This window comes from Truepera radiovictrix DSM 17093, from assembly GCF_000092425.1.
Taxonomy (GTDB): Bacteria; Deinococcota; Deinococci; order Deinococcales; family Trueperaceae; genus Truepera; species Truepera radiovictrix.
Genome location: NC_014221.1, coordinates 1,229,768 through 1,243,507 on the forward strand (window position 1 = coordinate 1,229,768; position 13,740 = coordinate 1,243,507).

15 protein-coding genes are annotated in these 13,740 nt (G+C 67.6%); 5 read left to right on the top strand and 10 right to left on the bottom strand.

Annotated elements, in window-relative coordinates:
* Window positions 1-164: 164 nt before the first annotated feature.
* The 5 genes from TRAD_RS05690 to paaD are packed head-to-tail and all read left to right on the top strand — an operon-like array spanning window position 165 to window position 3,495.
* On the top strand, window positions 165-734 hold the full coding sequence (locus tag TRAD_RS05690; protein WP_013177640.1) for a TetR/AcrR family transcriptional regulator: 570 nt from the start codon (window positions 165-167) through the stop codon (window positions 732-734).
* Window positions 725-1,690: a 1,2-phenylacetyl-CoA epoxidase subunit PaaA gene (paaA, locus tag TRAD_RS05695; RefSeq protein WP_041947164.1), complete on the top strand. Its 966-nt coding sequence runs from the start codon at window positions 725-727 to the stop codon at window positions 1,688-1,690. Before TRAD_RS05690 ends, paaA begins: the two co-directional genes overlap by 10 nt.
* Window positions 1,691-1,694: 4 nt before the next feature.
* Complete coding sequence (locus TRAD_RS05700) at window positions 1,695-2,234, top strand: phenylacetic acid degradation protein (protein ID WP_013177642.1); 540 nt, start codon at window positions 1,695-1,697, stop codon at window positions 2,232-2,234.
* Window positions 2,234-2,989 carry a 1,2-phenylacetyl-CoA epoxidase subunit PaaC gene (gene paaC, locus TRAD_RS05705; RefSeq protein WP_013177643.1) on the top strand — a complete coding sequence of 252 codons (756 nt, stop codon included), beginning with the start codon at window positions 2,234-2,236 and terminating at the stop codon, window positions 2,987-2,989. The genes TRAD_RS05700 and paaC overlap by 1 nt, the downstream gene beginning before the upstream one ends.
* Window positions 2,990-2,997: 8 nt before the next feature.
* Window positions 2,998-3,495, top strand: a complete 498-nt coding sequence (gene paaD, locus TRAD_RS05710; protein WP_013177644.1) for a 1,2-phenylacetyl-CoA epoxidase subunit PaaD — start codon at window positions 2,998-3,000, stop codon at window positions 3,493-3,495.
* 47 nt (window positions 3,496-3,542) lie between these two features.
* Here the strand turns inward: paaD and TRAD_RS05715 are convergent, their stop codons facing one another.
* The 10 genes from TRAD_RS05715 to TRAD_RS05760 all read right to left on the bottom strand — a co-directional run bounded on the left by TRAD_RS05715 (window position 3,543) and on the right by TRAD_RS05760 (window position 13,728).
* The gene (locus tag TRAD_RS05715) at window positions 3,543-4,841 is read right to left on the bottom strand and encodes a hypothetical protein (RefSeq protein ID WP_013177645.1); all 1,299 of its coding nucleotides are present in this window, start codon (window positions 4,839-4,841) and stop codon (window positions 3,543-3,545) included.
* Between the two features lie 85 nt (window positions 4,842-4,926).
* A complete protein-coding gene (locus TRAD_RS05720; protein ID WP_013177646.1) occupies window positions 4,927-6,099 on the bottom strand; it encodes an AI-2E family transporter in 1,173 nt (390 codons plus the stop codon).
* 448 nt (window positions 6,100-6,547) lie between these two features.
* The gene (locus TRAD_RS05725; protein ID WP_013177647.1) at window positions 6,548-7,639 is read right to left on the bottom strand and encodes a FecCD family ABC transporter permease; all 1,092 of its coding nucleotides are present in this window, start codon (window positions 7,637-7,639) and stop codon (window positions 6,548-6,550) included.
* On the bottom strand, window positions 7,639-8,673 hold the full coding sequence (locus TRAD_RS05730) for a FecCD family ABC transporter permease (protein WP_013177648.1): 1,035 nt from the start codon (window positions 8,671-8,673) through the stop codon (window positions 7,639-7,641). Before TRAD_RS05730 ends, TRAD_RS05725 begins: the two co-directional genes overlap by 1 nt.
* Window positions 8,674-8,679: 6 nt before the next feature.
* Window positions 8,680-9,627, bottom strand: coding sequence for an ABC transporter substrate-binding protein (locus TRAD_RS05735; RefSeq protein ID WP_013177649.1), 948 nt, complete (start codon window positions 9,625-9,627; stop codon window positions 8,680-8,682).
* A 25-nt stretch (window positions 9,628-9,652) separates the two neighbouring features.
* A complete protein-coding gene (locus tag TRAD_RS05740; RefSeq protein ID WP_013177650.1) occupies window positions 9,653-10,009 on the bottom strand; it encodes a hypothetical protein in 357 nt (118 codons plus the stop codon).
* Between the two features lie 4 nt (window positions 10,010-10,013).
* Window positions 10,014-10,802 carry a HugZ family pyridoxamine 5'-phosphate oxidase gene (locus tag TRAD_RS05745; RefSeq protein WP_013177651.1) on the bottom strand — a complete coding sequence of 263 codons (789 nt, stop codon included), beginning with the start codon at window positions 10,800-10,802 and terminating at the stop codon, window positions 10,014-10,016.
* Between the two features lie 19 nt (window positions 10,803-10,821).
* A complete protein-coding gene (locus TRAD_RS05750; RefSeq protein WP_425358645.1) occupies window positions 10,822-11,760 on the bottom strand; it encodes a heme ABC transporter ATP-binding protein in 939 nt (312 codons plus the stop codon).
* Entirely contained in the window at window positions 11,715-12,797 is a 1,083-nt protein-coding gene (locus TRAD_RS05755; protein WP_013177653.1) for a FecCD family ABC transporter permease, read from the bottom strand. The genes TRAD_RS05750 and TRAD_RS05755 overlap by 46 nt, the downstream gene beginning before the upstream one ends.
* Before the next feature lie 4 nt (window positions 12,798-12,801).
* Window positions 12,802-13,728, bottom strand: a complete 927-nt coding sequence (locus TRAD_RS05760) for a heme/hemin ABC transporter substrate-binding protein (RefSeq protein ID WP_013177654.1) — start codon at window positions 13,726-13,728, stop codon at window positions 12,802-12,804.
* Window positions 13,729-13,740 lie beyond the last annotated feature (12 nt).

The window sequence follows — 13,740 nt, forward strand, 5'->3', positions numbered from 1 at the left end:
CACGCCAGCGACAACGCCCGCCTCCTTCTCTGTAAAAGCGCCCTCAGCTTAGCACGGTGCCGGGTGTGGTGCAAGATTATGTTGCCTTCTGTGATTCTCTGTGAGAGTAGCGGCTGCACCCACCACCCTTGCCTAACGAACGCTTGTTCGGTATACTGGACCCAATGGACCGCCGTAGCGAAATCCTTACCACCGCCGGTCATCTCTTCCGCGAGCGCGGCTACCACGCGACCTCGATGCGCGACATCGCCGCCTCGCTCGAGCTGCGCGGCAGCTCGCTATACGCGCACATCGATTCCAAAGAGGAGGTGCTGTGGGAGATCGTCAACCGCGCCGCCGACGCTTTTTTAGCGCACGCCGAAGCGGTCGAGGCGCGCGCCCTGGCGCCCCGCGAGCGCCTGCGCGCCCTTATCGCGGGGCATCTGCAGGTGATCGTGCAGGAGCTGCCGCGCGCCACGGTCTTTTTCCACGAGTGGAAGTTCCTTTCGCCCGAGCGTCGCGCGCAGGTCACCGAGTGCCGTGACCGCTACGAGGGCTTTTTTCGGCGCGCCGTCGAGGCGGGGGTCGCGAGCGGCGACTTCGCTACCGAGGATCCGAAGCTAGCGGCGCTCTTTATCCTCTCCGCGCTCAACTGGACCTATCAGTGGTTTCGTGAGGGGGGCGAGCTGGCTCTGGAGGCGCTGACGGAGCGCTACACGAGCCTCGTCTTAAACGCTCTAGGAGGATGTCCGTGACCATAGCAGGAGTGGAGACCGACCCGGCCTACGAGGCCAAACTCGCCGCCTTCGAGGCGCGCATCGCCGCGGGTGAACGCATCGAACCCGGTGACTGGATGCCCGAGGCGTACCGCAAACAGCTCATTCGCATGATCAGCCAACACGCGCACAGCGAAGTCGTCGGGATGCTCCCCGAGGGCGAGTGGATCGGCCGGGCGCCCAGCTTGCGCCGCAAACTCATCTTGATCGCCAAGGTGCAAGACGAGGCGGGGCACGGCCAATACCTCTACCACGCCGCCGAAACGCTCGGCGCTACCCGCGAGGAGATGACCGAAGCGCTGCTGACGGGCAGAGCCAAGTACTCTTCGGTCTTTAACTACCCTACCCTCACCTGGGCGGACGTCGGCATGATCGGTTGGTTGGTCGACGGCGCCGCCATCAAAAACCAGACCATGCTGGCGCGCTGCTCGTATGGGCCCTACTCGAGGGCGATGGTCCGCATCTGCACCGAGGAAACGTTCCACCACAAGCAGGGCAAAGAGATGGTGATCCGCTACGCGCAGGGCACCCCTAAACAGCGCCAGATGGCGCAAGACGCCCTCGACCGCTGGTGGTGGCCCAGCTTGATGATGCTCGGGCCGCACGACAGCGACTCGCCCAACACCCCGCAGCTGGTCAAGTGGGGCATCAAGACCAAAACCAACGACGAGGTGCGTCAGGAGTTCATCGCCGAGCACGCTCCCGAGCTGCAGGAGGCGGGGCTGGTGATCCCCGACCCCGAACTTCGGCAGAACCCCGACGGCACCTGGCACCACGGACCGATCGATTGGGACGAGTTTTGGCGGGTCGTTAGAGGCGACGGTATCTGCAACAAGGCGCGGCTTGAAGCCAAGAATAGGGCGCACGACGAGGGCCGCTGGGTGCGCGAGGCGCTGCAGGCCTATAGCGAACGCGGGCGCGCGCAGGCCGCCTGAGACGATGGAGACGCAGTGGCCCCGCTGGGAGGTCTTTAAACAAGACGCCCCCAAGCGCCCCCACCAGGCGATCGGTACGGTGCACGCCACCGACCCCGAACACGCCCTTTTGGTCGCTCGCAACGTCTTCGTGCGGCGCCCGAGCGCTGTGAGCCTCTGGGTCGCACCCGCGGACAGGGTCCTGACGGTGACGCAAGAGGAGCTGCAGGGGGGGCGGCGAGAGGAGGCGAGTGCGGCGAAAGACGCGCAGCGCTTCCAGGTCTTCTGCAAAACGTCGCACAAGCAGTCGCTCGCGTTTGCCGACCACCAGGGGGAGGTGCGCGCGCGTTCCCCTTGGGAGGCTCTGGCGCGGGCACAGGAGACCTTTGCGGTCGCTACCCCGCTCGCCTGGATGATCGTCCCGGAAGACGCCATCGTCCGCACCCGCGACGAAGACGCGCCGAGCTGGTTCGACCCAGCTCGCACAAAGACCTACAAGCAGCAGTCCGCCTATGGGACGGTCAGCGCCGCCCCCAGGGCGAAGGCGCGGCCCGGGGGGGTGTGATGGACGACGCGCTCAAAACAGCCCTCATCGCCAAGCTCACCGCGCTAGCTGACGACGAACTCGTCCTCGCGCATCGCAACGCCGAGTGGACGGGCCACGCGCCCATCCTAGAAGAGGACATCGCGCTCGCTAACCTCGCGCAGGACGAGCTCGGCCACGCCACGCTGTGGTACGAGCTGCGCGCGGCCTTGGACGGCAGCGACCCCGACCGCGTGGTGTACTTCCGGGACGCGTCCGCGTACCGCAACGTCCCGCTCGTGGAGCTGCCCAAGGGCGACTGGGCGCTCACCATGCTGCGCCAGTTTCTCTTCGACGCCTACGAGTGGGTGCTTTTAGAGCGCCTGGAGGGGAGCGCCTACGCGCCCATCGCCGAGGCGAGCGCCAAGATGCGCCGCGAGGAGCGCTTTCACCTGCAGCACGCGCGCGCTTGGGTCGAGCGCTTGGGGCTCGGTACCGAGGAGTCGCACCGGCGCATGCAGGAGGCCCTGGGGGTGTTGTGGCCGCACACGGAGGCGCTCTTTACGCCCCTAGCGGGGGACGCGCAGCTCGTCGCGGCGGGTTTCGCGCCCGACGTGTCGGTGCTGAAAACGCCCTGGTTGGCCCTCGTCGAGCCGCATCTCAAGGCGTCGGGGTTGCGCGTGCCGGGGTTTCAGCGCACCCCCTACGGGCGCACGCGTCACACCGAACACCTCGAGGCGCTCCTTGAGGAGCTGCAGGCGGTAGCGCGGCTCGAGCCCGACACGGCGATCTGGTAGGAGGTAGGATGACGCAGGCTGCCGCGCAGACGCAGAAGACGCCGGAAGAGGTGTGGGCGCTCCTTGAAACGGTGATGGACCCGGAGTTGCCGGTGGTCTCGGTCGTCGAGTTGGGCGTGGTCCGGGAGGTGATGGTCGAAGGGGGGCGCGTTCGCGTCACCCTCACCCCGACCTTTTCGGCGTGTCCAGCGCTGCGGGTGATGCAAGACGAGATAAGAGGGGTGCTCGAGCCCTTTTTCACCGAGGTCGTCCTTGCAACGAAGCTGTCGCCCCCCTGGAGCAGCGACTGGATCGCCGAGAGCGCGCGGGCGAAGCTGCAAGCGTTCGGGATCGCGCCGCCGCAGCCGAGCGCTGAGCTGCTCTCGCTGCAACCCGCGCCGACGCCCTGCCCCCGCTGCGGGTCGCTCGACACCGAAGTCAAGAACACCTTTGGGCCCACGCTGTGTAAAGCGCTCCTCTACTGCAACCGCTGCCGGGAGCCGTTCGAGGGGTTTAAGGCAGTGTAGAACGGCGCGCGCCACGTTAGCGGCCGAACACGCGAGTACAGCCCAGGCTAGGGGGCGTCCGGCGCTGAGCCGCTCGCTTGCTGCTCTTCCCCCTCGGCGAGGAGGAAGAGCATCGCAGCAGAGAGGTTCATCTGGCCTGCAGCGTAGTTGTTTTCGGAGGTGAGCTCTAACTCGTCGTAGGCGCGGCGCACGAGGGTCTCGAGGCGCCCCGTGGGGTCCCACTTGCCGATCGTAGCGTAAGGGAAGTTGACGAAGTGAAAGGCGACGCCCCTAGTGCTGCGGCTGCGGGTTGGCCGCAACCCCGCTTGGTATTGGCCGCCGCAGATGTCGCCTGCAAACGATCGGTATCCGTCACGCACCACGAGCTCCGTCATCGAGGTCGCGACGCGCTGCATAAAGGCGTCGTCGAAGACGCTAAAGCCCTCCATGGCGAGGTCTTGAAACGCCTGAAAGGTCAGCTGAAGGTAGACGAACGGTTGACAGCTAAGGACATCCCCTCTAGCTTCGGGCAAAAACCGCTGGTTCCAGACGTAAGCGGGGCCGCCAGGGGTGGCGACTTCGCGCACCTGAAGGGGCACTTGCCGCGCCATCCGCTCGGCTTCGGCGTAATATGACGCGTCACCCGTTAGGCCGTACATGTAATAGTGAAAGCGGATCCACTGCACGTAGGGGTGCATGAGGTCACGGCTCAAAAAGGGAAAGCCGCGCGGTACGTCGTTGCGCCTGCGCCACTTGGCCTCGAAGTCGTTCTGGAGGTAATCCGTCCAAAACGCCGCGCGCTCGGCGTAACGCGCGTCGAAGTCGGCGTTGGCCTTAAACGCGTAGGCTACGGCGGCGACCATCGAGTGCGTGAGAATCTCGTCCATTTCGTGGTAATCATCGCCGATGAAGGCGGCGCTATCAGCGCCCGTAAGTGTCAAATAACGCCAGTTGCGAAAGCCGTCGGCGTTGTAGTCGCGCAGCTCGCCGGCGGCCAGCTGCATAAGGCGGTCGACTTCGTCGAGGATGGCGAGGTCGCCGGTGACCCGCAGTACCGTCAGAAGGCTCGTCACGTAGACATTGAAGTGCCTACCGAGCTGGAAGAGGTCGCCGCTCGAGGCGAGCGTCTCGGGGTTGTAGAACCTATCCGTCGTATTGACGTACTCGATACCGTTCCAGAAGCGGCTGTGCCAGAGCCGCATCTCGCGTGGTAGATGTTCGGGGGAAAAGTTTGGGTCGCCGCGCAGCGAAAAGGTGGGGACGGGCTCGAGGGGAAGCGGTTCGAGCGTGACAGCTTGGGCTCCCACAGCAGGCAAGGTGCAGCTTGTCAGAAAGGTGGCGAGCAAGCAGCCGAGCAGAAACTTCATTGCTACAGCCTAACCCTCTACCGTGATAGCCGTGTGACGGTCGGGTTGACTGGTAGTTGGCAGTGCGCTCGAGGGGTGTGGCCGATTACTCATCATAGCTCGAGACCGCAGCCCGCTCCTGCGTAAACGCGGCGACGGGGCTCGGGGTAGGTTCGACCGAGGGCTCGAGCGAGGAGGTGCGCCGCCGGTACCACGCGCTGGTCTTGTAGTAGTCGCGGTAGAGCAGCTGTAAAAAGGCTGTGACCGGAATGGCTGTAATCACGCCCCAGAACCCGAAGAGCGCCCCACCAGCGGTGACGGCCGACAAGATGGCGACGGGGTGAACGTCGACGCCTTTGGAGAGCAGCATCGGCCCGAGGATGTTGCCGTCGATCTGTTCAATGGCGAACATCACCAGCGCGGTGATCAAGGCGAGCTGCCAGGAGACCGTAAGCGCCACGAGGGCCTCGATCATGGTGGCGATGATAGGCCCGATATAGGGCACGGGGTTGAGCATGGCGTTGATCAACCCGAGCGCCAAAGGGTTCGGGACGCCGAGGAGCGACAAGACGGTCGCCGAGACGACGAACATGATACCGGCCTCGAGCACCTTGGCGCGCAGGTAGCCCCCTACGGCCGCGTCGAGCTTCATCCCGAGGTCGCGCGCAAGGGGTTGCCTACGTTCGGGGAAAAGTTCGTAGAGGCTCTGCCGGATGGTGGGAAACCCGGCCATGGTAAAGGCGATAAAGACGAACAGGATAAAGAGGTTGAAAAACCCCGTGACGAGCCCCTGGGTTCCCTGGATAATCTGGCGCACGAGGGTGCGCGCGTTCAGTTCGAGCCAGTTCAGGACGTTTTGCCGCAGGTCGCTCCAGAACACGAGCAGCTCCTGCTGGTTGTCGGCTAAAAGGTTGAGGTTTTGTAGCCATTCGGGCGGGTCTTCGGACTGCAGCCAGCTGGGGAGTTGGGTGAGCGAACGGCCCAGGGCGGCTGGCAGCTGCGCTAAGTCGACGAGAATGCTGCTAAGGAGCAACAACGCGACGATGACAAAGAGCACGAGCGCCGTCATGATGAGCGAGACGCCTACGGCGCGCGGCACGCGGCGGCGTTCGAGCCGCACCAGAAGCGGGTTGACCAGGTAGGCCACGAGCAGCGCGATCAAAAAGCTGCGCCACGCGAGCCGCGTCAAGTTGAGCACGTAAAGGGCGAGCGCGACGCCGGCGACGATGATGAGGGCGCGCAAATATACGTTGTCCCAGATGAGCCTTAAGCTCTTCACGAGGTCTCCTTATCGCGAGCGGCCCATACGCTTAAACCCGCACCCGTGAGGCGCTCGGAGCGAGGGCCATGCAGCTAGACGCCTCCTCGAGCGTTCCCGTGGGGCCGCTAGCACCGCCCGCGGCGCTATACCGGTGACCAGGAGCATCCTTGGGTCGTGCGCGCTCACAGCGCTTCGTCCACCGAGCGTGCTCGCCAGGTGTTGTGACACCTAAAGGTACTGCTAAAGGCGTTGCAAACGACATAACAGAAACGACATAACAGGTGGTGTGCAAAATGCATGTGTTAACGTGTGCCAACGTGGGCGTTTATATAGATGTGGTCGACGAGAGAGCGCACATAGCGACGTCAAGGGTGCCACTGGTACGCCCTCTATTTTACACACGCTTTGGCGAGGGGGCGTCAACCGTGCGCTAGCGAGGGGGTTGCCCCGCGACGCTCATCTTGCGCTAGGGCCCGGTGCGCGCGAGCAAGAAGAGAAAGTACGGTGCGCCGATGGCTGCAACGACGATCCCTACGGGGAGCTCGACGGGTGCAAAGAGGTTGCGCGCCAAGGTGTCGGCGATGACCAAGAGCAGGGCCCCCGAGAGCGCCGCAGCGGGTAGCATCACGCGGTGATTGGGGCCCACGAGCCGCCGCGCTAGGTGCGGTGCCACGAGGCCGACGAAGCCGATCCCCCCCGATACGGCCACAGCCGACCCGGCGAGCGCGACGGCGATGCCGACGAGGAGGAGCCGCTGCCGCTCCACGCCGGCGCCTAGGCCGGTAGCGACGTTTTCCCCCAAGTTGAGCACGTTGAGGGTGCGGGCCTTGGCGAACGCGAGCGGCGCGAGGAGGGCCGTCCAGGGCAGGAGGGCCACGACGTAGCGCCACGAGGTGCCGGCGATGGTGCCCTCCAACCACGCCACCGCGTAGCTGTAGAGCTGCTGGTCGAGGCGCAGCGACAGGACCAGCATGGCGGCTCCCAGGCCGGCGTTGACGGCGATACCGACCAAAAGCAAACGACCTGGGGTGACGGTGCCACCTTTGTAGGCAAAAGCGTAGATGAGCACTGCCGCCCCCGCCGCTCCCACGAAAGCGGCAGCGGGCAGCGCAAAGGCCGGTGCGGTGCCCGCTGCCGTGAAGTAGAGAAGGGCGACGACCGCCACCCCTGCGCCCGCGTTGATCCCTAGGATGCCGGGGTCGGCGAGCCCGTTTTGCGCCACCCCTTGTAAGATGCTCCCCGAGAGCGCCAAGGACACCCCGACGAGCAGGGCGAGGACGATCCGAGGCAGCCTGAACTGGTACAGCACGAGCTCCTGCTGGTCGGTGCCCTGGCCCAAAAAGGTCTGGAGAACCTCCAGCGGACCGATGCGGATAAAGCCCAGGTTGAGGCTCAACAGGCACGCTGCGACGACGAGCCCCCCCAATACGAGGAGCGTGAGCGCCGGTCTACTAGGTCCACGCGAGCCGCGCCCGTACCCCCACAACCGACCGCGCGCGCTGCGGTCGCGGGGCTCGGGGTGGTGCGGGTGACGAACCTCGCGCACGGGGTCGCCCATCACATCCCCCGCTTGTCGCGCCGCGCGAGGTAGAGAAAGAAGGGGACGCCGACGAGCGCGGTCAGGAGCCCGACGGGGGTCTCGAAAGGGGGGTTGACCATGCGGGCGCCTAGGTCGGCTAGAACCAGCAGAAGCGCCCCCAAGAGCGCCGACGAGGGGAGGATGAGGCGGTAGTCGAGCCCGACGAGCGCGCGCGCGACGTGCGGCACGACGAGTCCCACGAAACCGACGCCTCCGGCGACTGCGACCGACGCGCCCGCGAGGAGCAACACCACCACGGTGCAGAGCGCCCTGACGAGCCCCGTTCGGAGCCCGAGCCCTTTGGCTACGTCCTCACCGAGGCTGAGCAGGGTGACGCTGCGGGAGAGCGCGAGGCCGCCGACCATCGCGGCGCCAAACCAGGGCAGCATCAGCCGCACCTGCTCCCAGCGCGTCCCCTGCAGCCCTCCAGCGGTGTAAAAGAGGACGTCTTGCGCCAGGTTAAAGGTGATGATGAGCCCCGAGGTGAGCGAGGCTAAAAGCGCTGCGACCGCCGCTCCGGCGAGCGCCAGCTTGACCGGGGTGAGGCCACCTCTGGCGAGCGAGCCGACGCCGTACACGAGCGCGGCTCCAAACCCTGCCCCGCAAAACGAGATGAGGATGAGCTCCGTGTAGCCCGTTCCCGGCCGCAGCACGAAGGTGAGTACCAGAAACAAGCTGGCGCCGGCGTTGAGCCCTAGGATCGAGGGGTCGGCGAGCGGGTTGCGGGTCATCCCCTGCATGATGGCCCCGGCCACGGCGAACGACGCACCGACCATCGCGCCGCTAAGGACGCGCGGCAAGCGCACCTCTTGGATGATCTGGTGCGCGGTGAGCTCCGGGTTGGGCGTAAAGACGGCCGCCCAGACGGTTTTGAGGTCGATGGTCGCGGCGCCCACCGACACGGACCAGACGAGCCCGGCAGCGAGCGCCGCGAGGCAGCCCAGCATCAAGAGGGTCGCGGCGAGCGGGCGGGAGCGAACGTCGGGGGAGGCGGGCTCGAGGCTGCGGTTCATGGAAGGTTACTCACCCCTTGGCGCCCCGCTCGCGCGGGTGTAGTGCTCTAGGTAGATCTCGAGGTCATCTAGGATGCGTTCCGCCGCGCCGACGCCGACGCCCAGCATCCAGATGTCTTCGGCGACCTCGTAGACGCGCCCCCGTCGCACCGCCTCGAGGCCCGCCCAGAGCGGCCCGCTGGTAACGCGCGGGTAAGCGGTCTCCGCTTTGGGACCGTACACGCTGACAAAGAGGACGTCGCCGCCGATCTCGGGCACGCCCTCCTCGGTGATGCTCGCCGCAAAGCCGTCGACGTCACCCGACGGCGGCCGCGGCAGTCCGGCGTCCGCCAACACGCTACCGCTAAAGGACGCTCTTTGATAGACGCGGATTTCGCGGGGTAAAAAGCGCACGACAGAGATCGTGGGTGCTCTGTCGCCGAGCCGCTCCCGAAAGGCCGCCGCGCGCGCTTCGTAAGCCTCCAAGAGCGCCTGCGCTTCGGCCGCGCGGCCGAGCGCTTCGCCGTGCAGCCGCAAGTTCTCCTTCCAGGGGGCGCCGACGGTTTCGGTGAAGACCGTCGGGGCGACTTGTGACAGCTGCGCGTAGAGCGCCTCGTGCCGCAGCTTGCTGCCCAAGATGAGGTCGGGTGCAAGGGCGGCGATGGCCTCCAAGTTGGGCCGATCCCCCAGACCGAGGTAGGTCGTGCCCCCAAGCGCGTCCGCTAAGTAGTCCGGCCAAGGGTCATCGGCGCCGAGCCACGACCCCGCACCGACGGGCGCTAGCCCGAGCATCACGGCGCTGTCCAGTTCGCCGGTCTCGAGCGCGACAACGCGCGTCACGGTCTCCGGCACGCAGGTGTTACCCATGGCGTGCGTGACGAGCCGGCCGCTACACGCCTGAGCCAGGGCCGCGTTGTGGACAACGCTGAGGACAAGCAGGAGCCCTAGGGCGAGGGTACGTTTGGGGTCTCTCATCGCGTCGTGCTTCCTCCCGTTCCCGCTAGTTCAGCTGGCGACAACCCGGCTGCGCGGCGCTTAGCGGTGGGGCTGCCGTGCGGCTGTGAAGGCGCTCCTGAGACCGCGCCAGCATCTCGCGAAAGGCTTCGAAGTCGGGCGGCGACAAGCGCAACCCCACCGAGAGGAGCCAGACGTGCACCGCGCCCGCTGCGGTGCTCACCTGTAGGTCTCCCGGACTGCCTTTGGGGGGCGCCTGGAGCGCGCGCACGACACCGCTGAGGTCCCCTTGGTGGAGCCGGATGGTGGCGTTGTCCCAGACCAGGTGCAGCGCGCCGCAGGTGCAGAGGGCGAGAAAGCGGGTGTCGCCGACTTTGGCGAGGAGGGCGAGGGGGCCGCACATGGCGTTAGGCGCCGAGCGCGGCGCGCGCGGCGGCCGCGAGACGCACCATCTCGTCGCGCACCCCTCGGGGGTCGTTGACGGGCCGCTCGAACGCCAAGCGGACGGTCTTGACGCGCTCCTCCTCGTCCGCGCCCCCTCGCACCTCGAGGTCAAAGCCGTAGCGGTCGAGGCCGAGCATGGTGGCCCTAGCAGCCCAGGAGACGCCCACCAAGGCGCGGGCGTAGGCCACGAGGTTGTGCGCGTGATCCCCATTCATGTGCGCCAAGATGGCGGGGGCGGCGCGCCGCAAAGGATCGGGTTCGGCCCGCCGGTACGCCTCCGCGTCGACCCACCCCATGCGCCCGAAGCCGCCGATGTAGAAGGCGCGCTGCGGGCGCAGGCGGTAGCGGTGAAAGTCGGCGAAGCCGCTATAGGCCGCGGCGCTCGGGTGCAGCTCTAGGTAGGCCGGTAACAGCGCTGGGTCGGGTTCAGGCTCGAGCACCCCGATGAGGCTGAGGCGCGCTTGCGCCAGCACGCGCTCGCTCTCTAGGTCGGTGGCGACGAGCAGGGAGGCTTTGGGGTCTCTTTTAAGGTTTTTGGTGTGTTCGGCGAGGTCGCTGAGCAAAAAGAGCGCGTCGCCCCCCTCGAGCGGTAGGAGTTCGACCACGGAGGTGTAGGGGTAGCCGCGCGCGTCGGAGGTGGCGAGCACCCCGTGGCGGCTCCCGGCGAGCAGCGTGCGCGCGGCCTCGGCGTAGGAGGGGCGTTTGGGGTCGGGGCGGGGGGGACCTTTGGCGTGAGGTTGGGGGTCGAGCATCGCGTCTCCTTTCGCTTGGCTACACTTCGGGGGTGATCCGGTCAGCTCTGGGTAGGGGGGCTACGGACGCGCTTCCGTCAGCTCCAGCTGCTGAGACGATGAGCGGGCAGTCCAGACAGGGGTGCGCCACGACGCGCACGGGCGTCTCGAAGGTGGCGTGCAGGGTCGCCTCGGTGAGCACCTCTGCGGGCGCGCCCCAGGCGACGACCGCCCCGCCCCGCAGGAGGAGCACGCGGGTCGCGTACTGCGCCGCGAGGTTGAGGTCGTGCAGCACCGCCAGCACCCCGGCGCCCTGCGCCGCGAAGCGCCGAGCGATCCCCAACGCAGCGTGCTGGTGGGCGAGGTCTAGGTTGTTGGTGGGTTCGTCGAGCAGCAGGTAGCGCGGCCCCTTGTTCTCCCAGATCTGCACGAGCGCGCGCGCGAGCTGCACGCGCGCCTTTTCGCCGCCCGAGAGGCTCGGGTAGCGGCGCTCGCTGAGGTGAGCGGTGTGGGTCTCGCGCATCGCCTCGAGGGTGAGGGCGTGGTCGGCGGGACCCTCGCTCCCGCGTACGTGCGGGTGGCGACCCATGAGGGCGACCTCGAAGGCGGTAAAAGGAAAACGAAGGAGCGCTTCCTGCGGCAGCACGGCGCGGCGCTTCGCCTGCTCGAGCCGCGGCACCCGCCGCAGCGGTGCGCCGTCTAACGTGACCTCGCCGGCACTCGGGGGGAGGTCGCCGCAGAGCACCTTGAGGAGCGTCGACTTACCCGCCCCGTTGGGGCCGACGACGGCCAAAAGCTCGCCGGGGTGCACCGCCACGCTCACGCCCCGTAGGAGCGTGGCGTCGCCTACGCGCACCGAGACCTCGCGCGCGGCGAGGCCCGACCCGGACGATGCGGGGGTGCGGGGTGGTGCAGGCAGGGGGCGCGTTACGCTCACCCGGAGACCCCCCGCCCGCTTCTGTCCCGCAGCAGGAGCCACAAAAAGAAGGGGCCGCCTACGAGCGAGGTCACGATGCCGATGGGCAGCTCCGCAGGGGCGACGACGGTGCGCGCGAAGAGGTCGGCGAAGAGCAGCAGGGCGGCGCCCAGGAGCACCGAGCCAGGTAGCAGCGTCCGGTGGTCCGGCCCCAGAGCGAGCCTCAGCAGGTGCGGCACCACGAGCCCCACGAAGCCGATAATGCCCGAGACCGACACCGCCGCCCCCACCGCTAGGGCGGTGAGTACGATGATGGCGGCTTTGACGACCTCGACCCGTACGCCTAGGTGCCCCGCTTCGGCTTCGCCCAGCAAAAAGGCGTTGAGGGGCCGCGCGAGCTGCGGCATAAGGAGGATGCAAAGCAGCAAAAAGGGCGCGGCGGAAAGGAGCGCGCGCCAGGTCACTCCGCCCAGGCTCCCCAAGCTCCAGAAGGTCAGGTCGCGTAGCTGCGCGTCGTCGGCCAAAAAGGTGAGAAAGCCCGTCGCCGAACCCGCGACGGCGTTGACCGCGACCCCCGCGAGGAGCATCGTGGCGACCGCCGTGCGCCCCTGCGAGGTGGCGAGCGCGTAGACGAGCAGCGTCACCAAGAGGCCGCCCACAAAGGCCGCGACGGGTAGCAGCCACGCCCCGCCGACGCCTAGCGCGCCCCCCAGCACGATCACGGTCGCTGCCGCGAGGGCCGCGCCGGTCGAGACGCCCAGGAGGCCGGGGTCGGCCAGGGGGTTGCGGAAAAGCCCCTGCATGGCGGCGCCGGAGACCGCCAAGGCCGCCCCGACGAGCGCGCCCAGCGCCACGCGCGGCAGGCGAATGGCGAGCAGCACCGCCGCTTGCTGCGTCTCGAAGGGGACGTCCAAGGGGACACCGAGCCGGTCTAGCAAGATCGCCGCGACCTGCGGGGGCGCGATCCGCACCGCGCCGAGGCCGACGTTGAGCAGCACGGCGGTCACGAGCAGGGCGCCGAGCACGCCGAGGACGAGGCCGCGGCGCGGAGGTCGGGTGGTCGCGGCGGGGTGCTCGCGCGCGGGGGCGTAACCGGTCACCGCTCTAGCGCGCCCCTCCGGCGAGCTGCGCTTCCGGGTAGAACGCCTGCGTCAGCTCCCGGACGGCCTGCCCGACGCGCGGCGTAAAGCCCAGCAGGTAGAGGTCGTCGAGCGCGACGATGCGGCGCGCCGCCCAGGCGGGCGTCTGGGCGAGGCCGGGGAGCGTCCCGACCCCCTCGACGCCGCCGACGCTCTCCAACCCACGCGCGAGAAAGAGCAAAACCTCGGGTGCAGCGGCGACGGCCGCCTCCGCTGTCAGCGGTTTGTACCCCTCGTATTCGGTGACCGCGTTGGCGCCGCCCGCGAGCGCGATCATCGCGTGGGCGCTCGTACCCGTCCCCGAGACAGAGAGCGCGCCCGCGCCGCGCGCGTAGATAAACATCACCTTGGGCGCGCGGTCTGCGCGCGCGGCGTCGGTAATAAGGCGCGCCTCGAGCACGTCTAGGTCGATCTGCCGCTTGAGCGCCTCCGCGCGCTCGGGTACGCCGAAAAGGGCCGCTACGAAGTCGATCTTGGCTTTGGCCCCCGTTACGCTGTCCTCTTGGGGCACCGTGACGAGCTGAACGCCCGCCTCGCCGAGCTGCGCGAGCACCTCGGGCGGCCCGGCGTCTTCCCCCGCCAGGATGAGGCTGGGGTTGAGGGCGAGGACCCCCTCGGCCGAGAGCTGCCGGACGTACCCCACCTTCGGCAGCGCGGCGACCCCCTCGGGGGGGTAGAGGCTCGAGGTGTCGACGGCGGCGAGCGTGTCGCTCTGCCCCAGGGCGAAGACGATCTCGGTGAGGTCGCCGCCCAAGGTGATGACGCGGCTGAGGTCAAGGGTGCTGGGGTCGATCTCCTGGCCGCGCGCGTCTTGCAGCGTCTGCGCGAAAGCGCTCGCGAACAGCGCCCACAGGGTGGCGAGAACCTTGAGAACCTTGGGTGTGCGGGTCATCTCCTCCTCCTA

Bases quoted from the DNA above. Each gene is read 5' to 3' on its own strand.
- TRAD_RS05690 (WP_013177640.1), top strand. From the start codon at position 165: ATGGACCGCCGTAGCGAAATCCTTACCACCGCCGGTCATCTCTTCCGC.
- paaA (WP_041947164.1), top strand. From the start codon at position 725: ATGTCCGTGACCATAGCAGGAGTGGAGACCGACCCGGCCTACGAGGCC.
- TRAD_RS05700 (WP_013177642.1), top strand. From the start codon at position 1,695: ATGGAGACGCAGTGGCCCCGCTGGGAGGTCTTTAAACAAGACGCCCCC.
- paaC (WP_013177643.1), top strand. From the start codon at position 2,234: ATGGACGACGCGCTCAAAACAGCCCTCATCGCCAAGCTCACCGCGCTA.
- paaD (WP_013177644.1), top strand. From the start codon at position 2,998: ATGACGCAGGCTGCCGCGCAGACGCAGAAGACGCCGGAAGAGGTGTGG.
- TRAD_RS05715 (WP_013177645.1), bottom strand. From the start codon at position 4,841: ATGAAGTTTCTGCTCGGCTGCTTGCTCGCCACCTTTCTGACAAGCTGC.
- TRAD_RS05725 (WP_013177647.1), bottom strand. From the start codon at position 7,639: ATGGGCGACCCCGTGCGCGAGGTTCGTCACCCGCACCACCCCGAGCCC.
- TRAD_RS05730 (WP_013177648.1), bottom strand. From the start codon at position 8,673: ATGAACCGCAGCCTCGAGCCCGCCTCCCCCGACGTTCGCTCCCGCCCG.
- TRAD_RS05735 (WP_013177649.1), bottom strand. From the start codon at position 9,627: ATGAGAGACCCCAAACGTACCCTCGCCCTAGGGCTCCTGCTTGTCCTC.
- TRAD_RS05740 (WP_013177650.1), bottom strand. From the start codon at position 10,009: ATGTGCGGCCCCCTCGCCCTCCTCGCCAAAGTCGGCGACACCCGCTTT.
- TRAD_RS05745 (WP_013177651.1), bottom strand. From the start codon at position 10,802: ATGCTCGACCCCCAACCTCACGCCAAAGGTCCCCCCCGCCCCGACCCC.
- TRAD_RS05760 (WP_013177654.1), bottom strand. From the start codon at position 13,728: ATGACCCGCACACCCAAGGTTCTCAAGGTTCTCGCCACCCTGTGGGCG.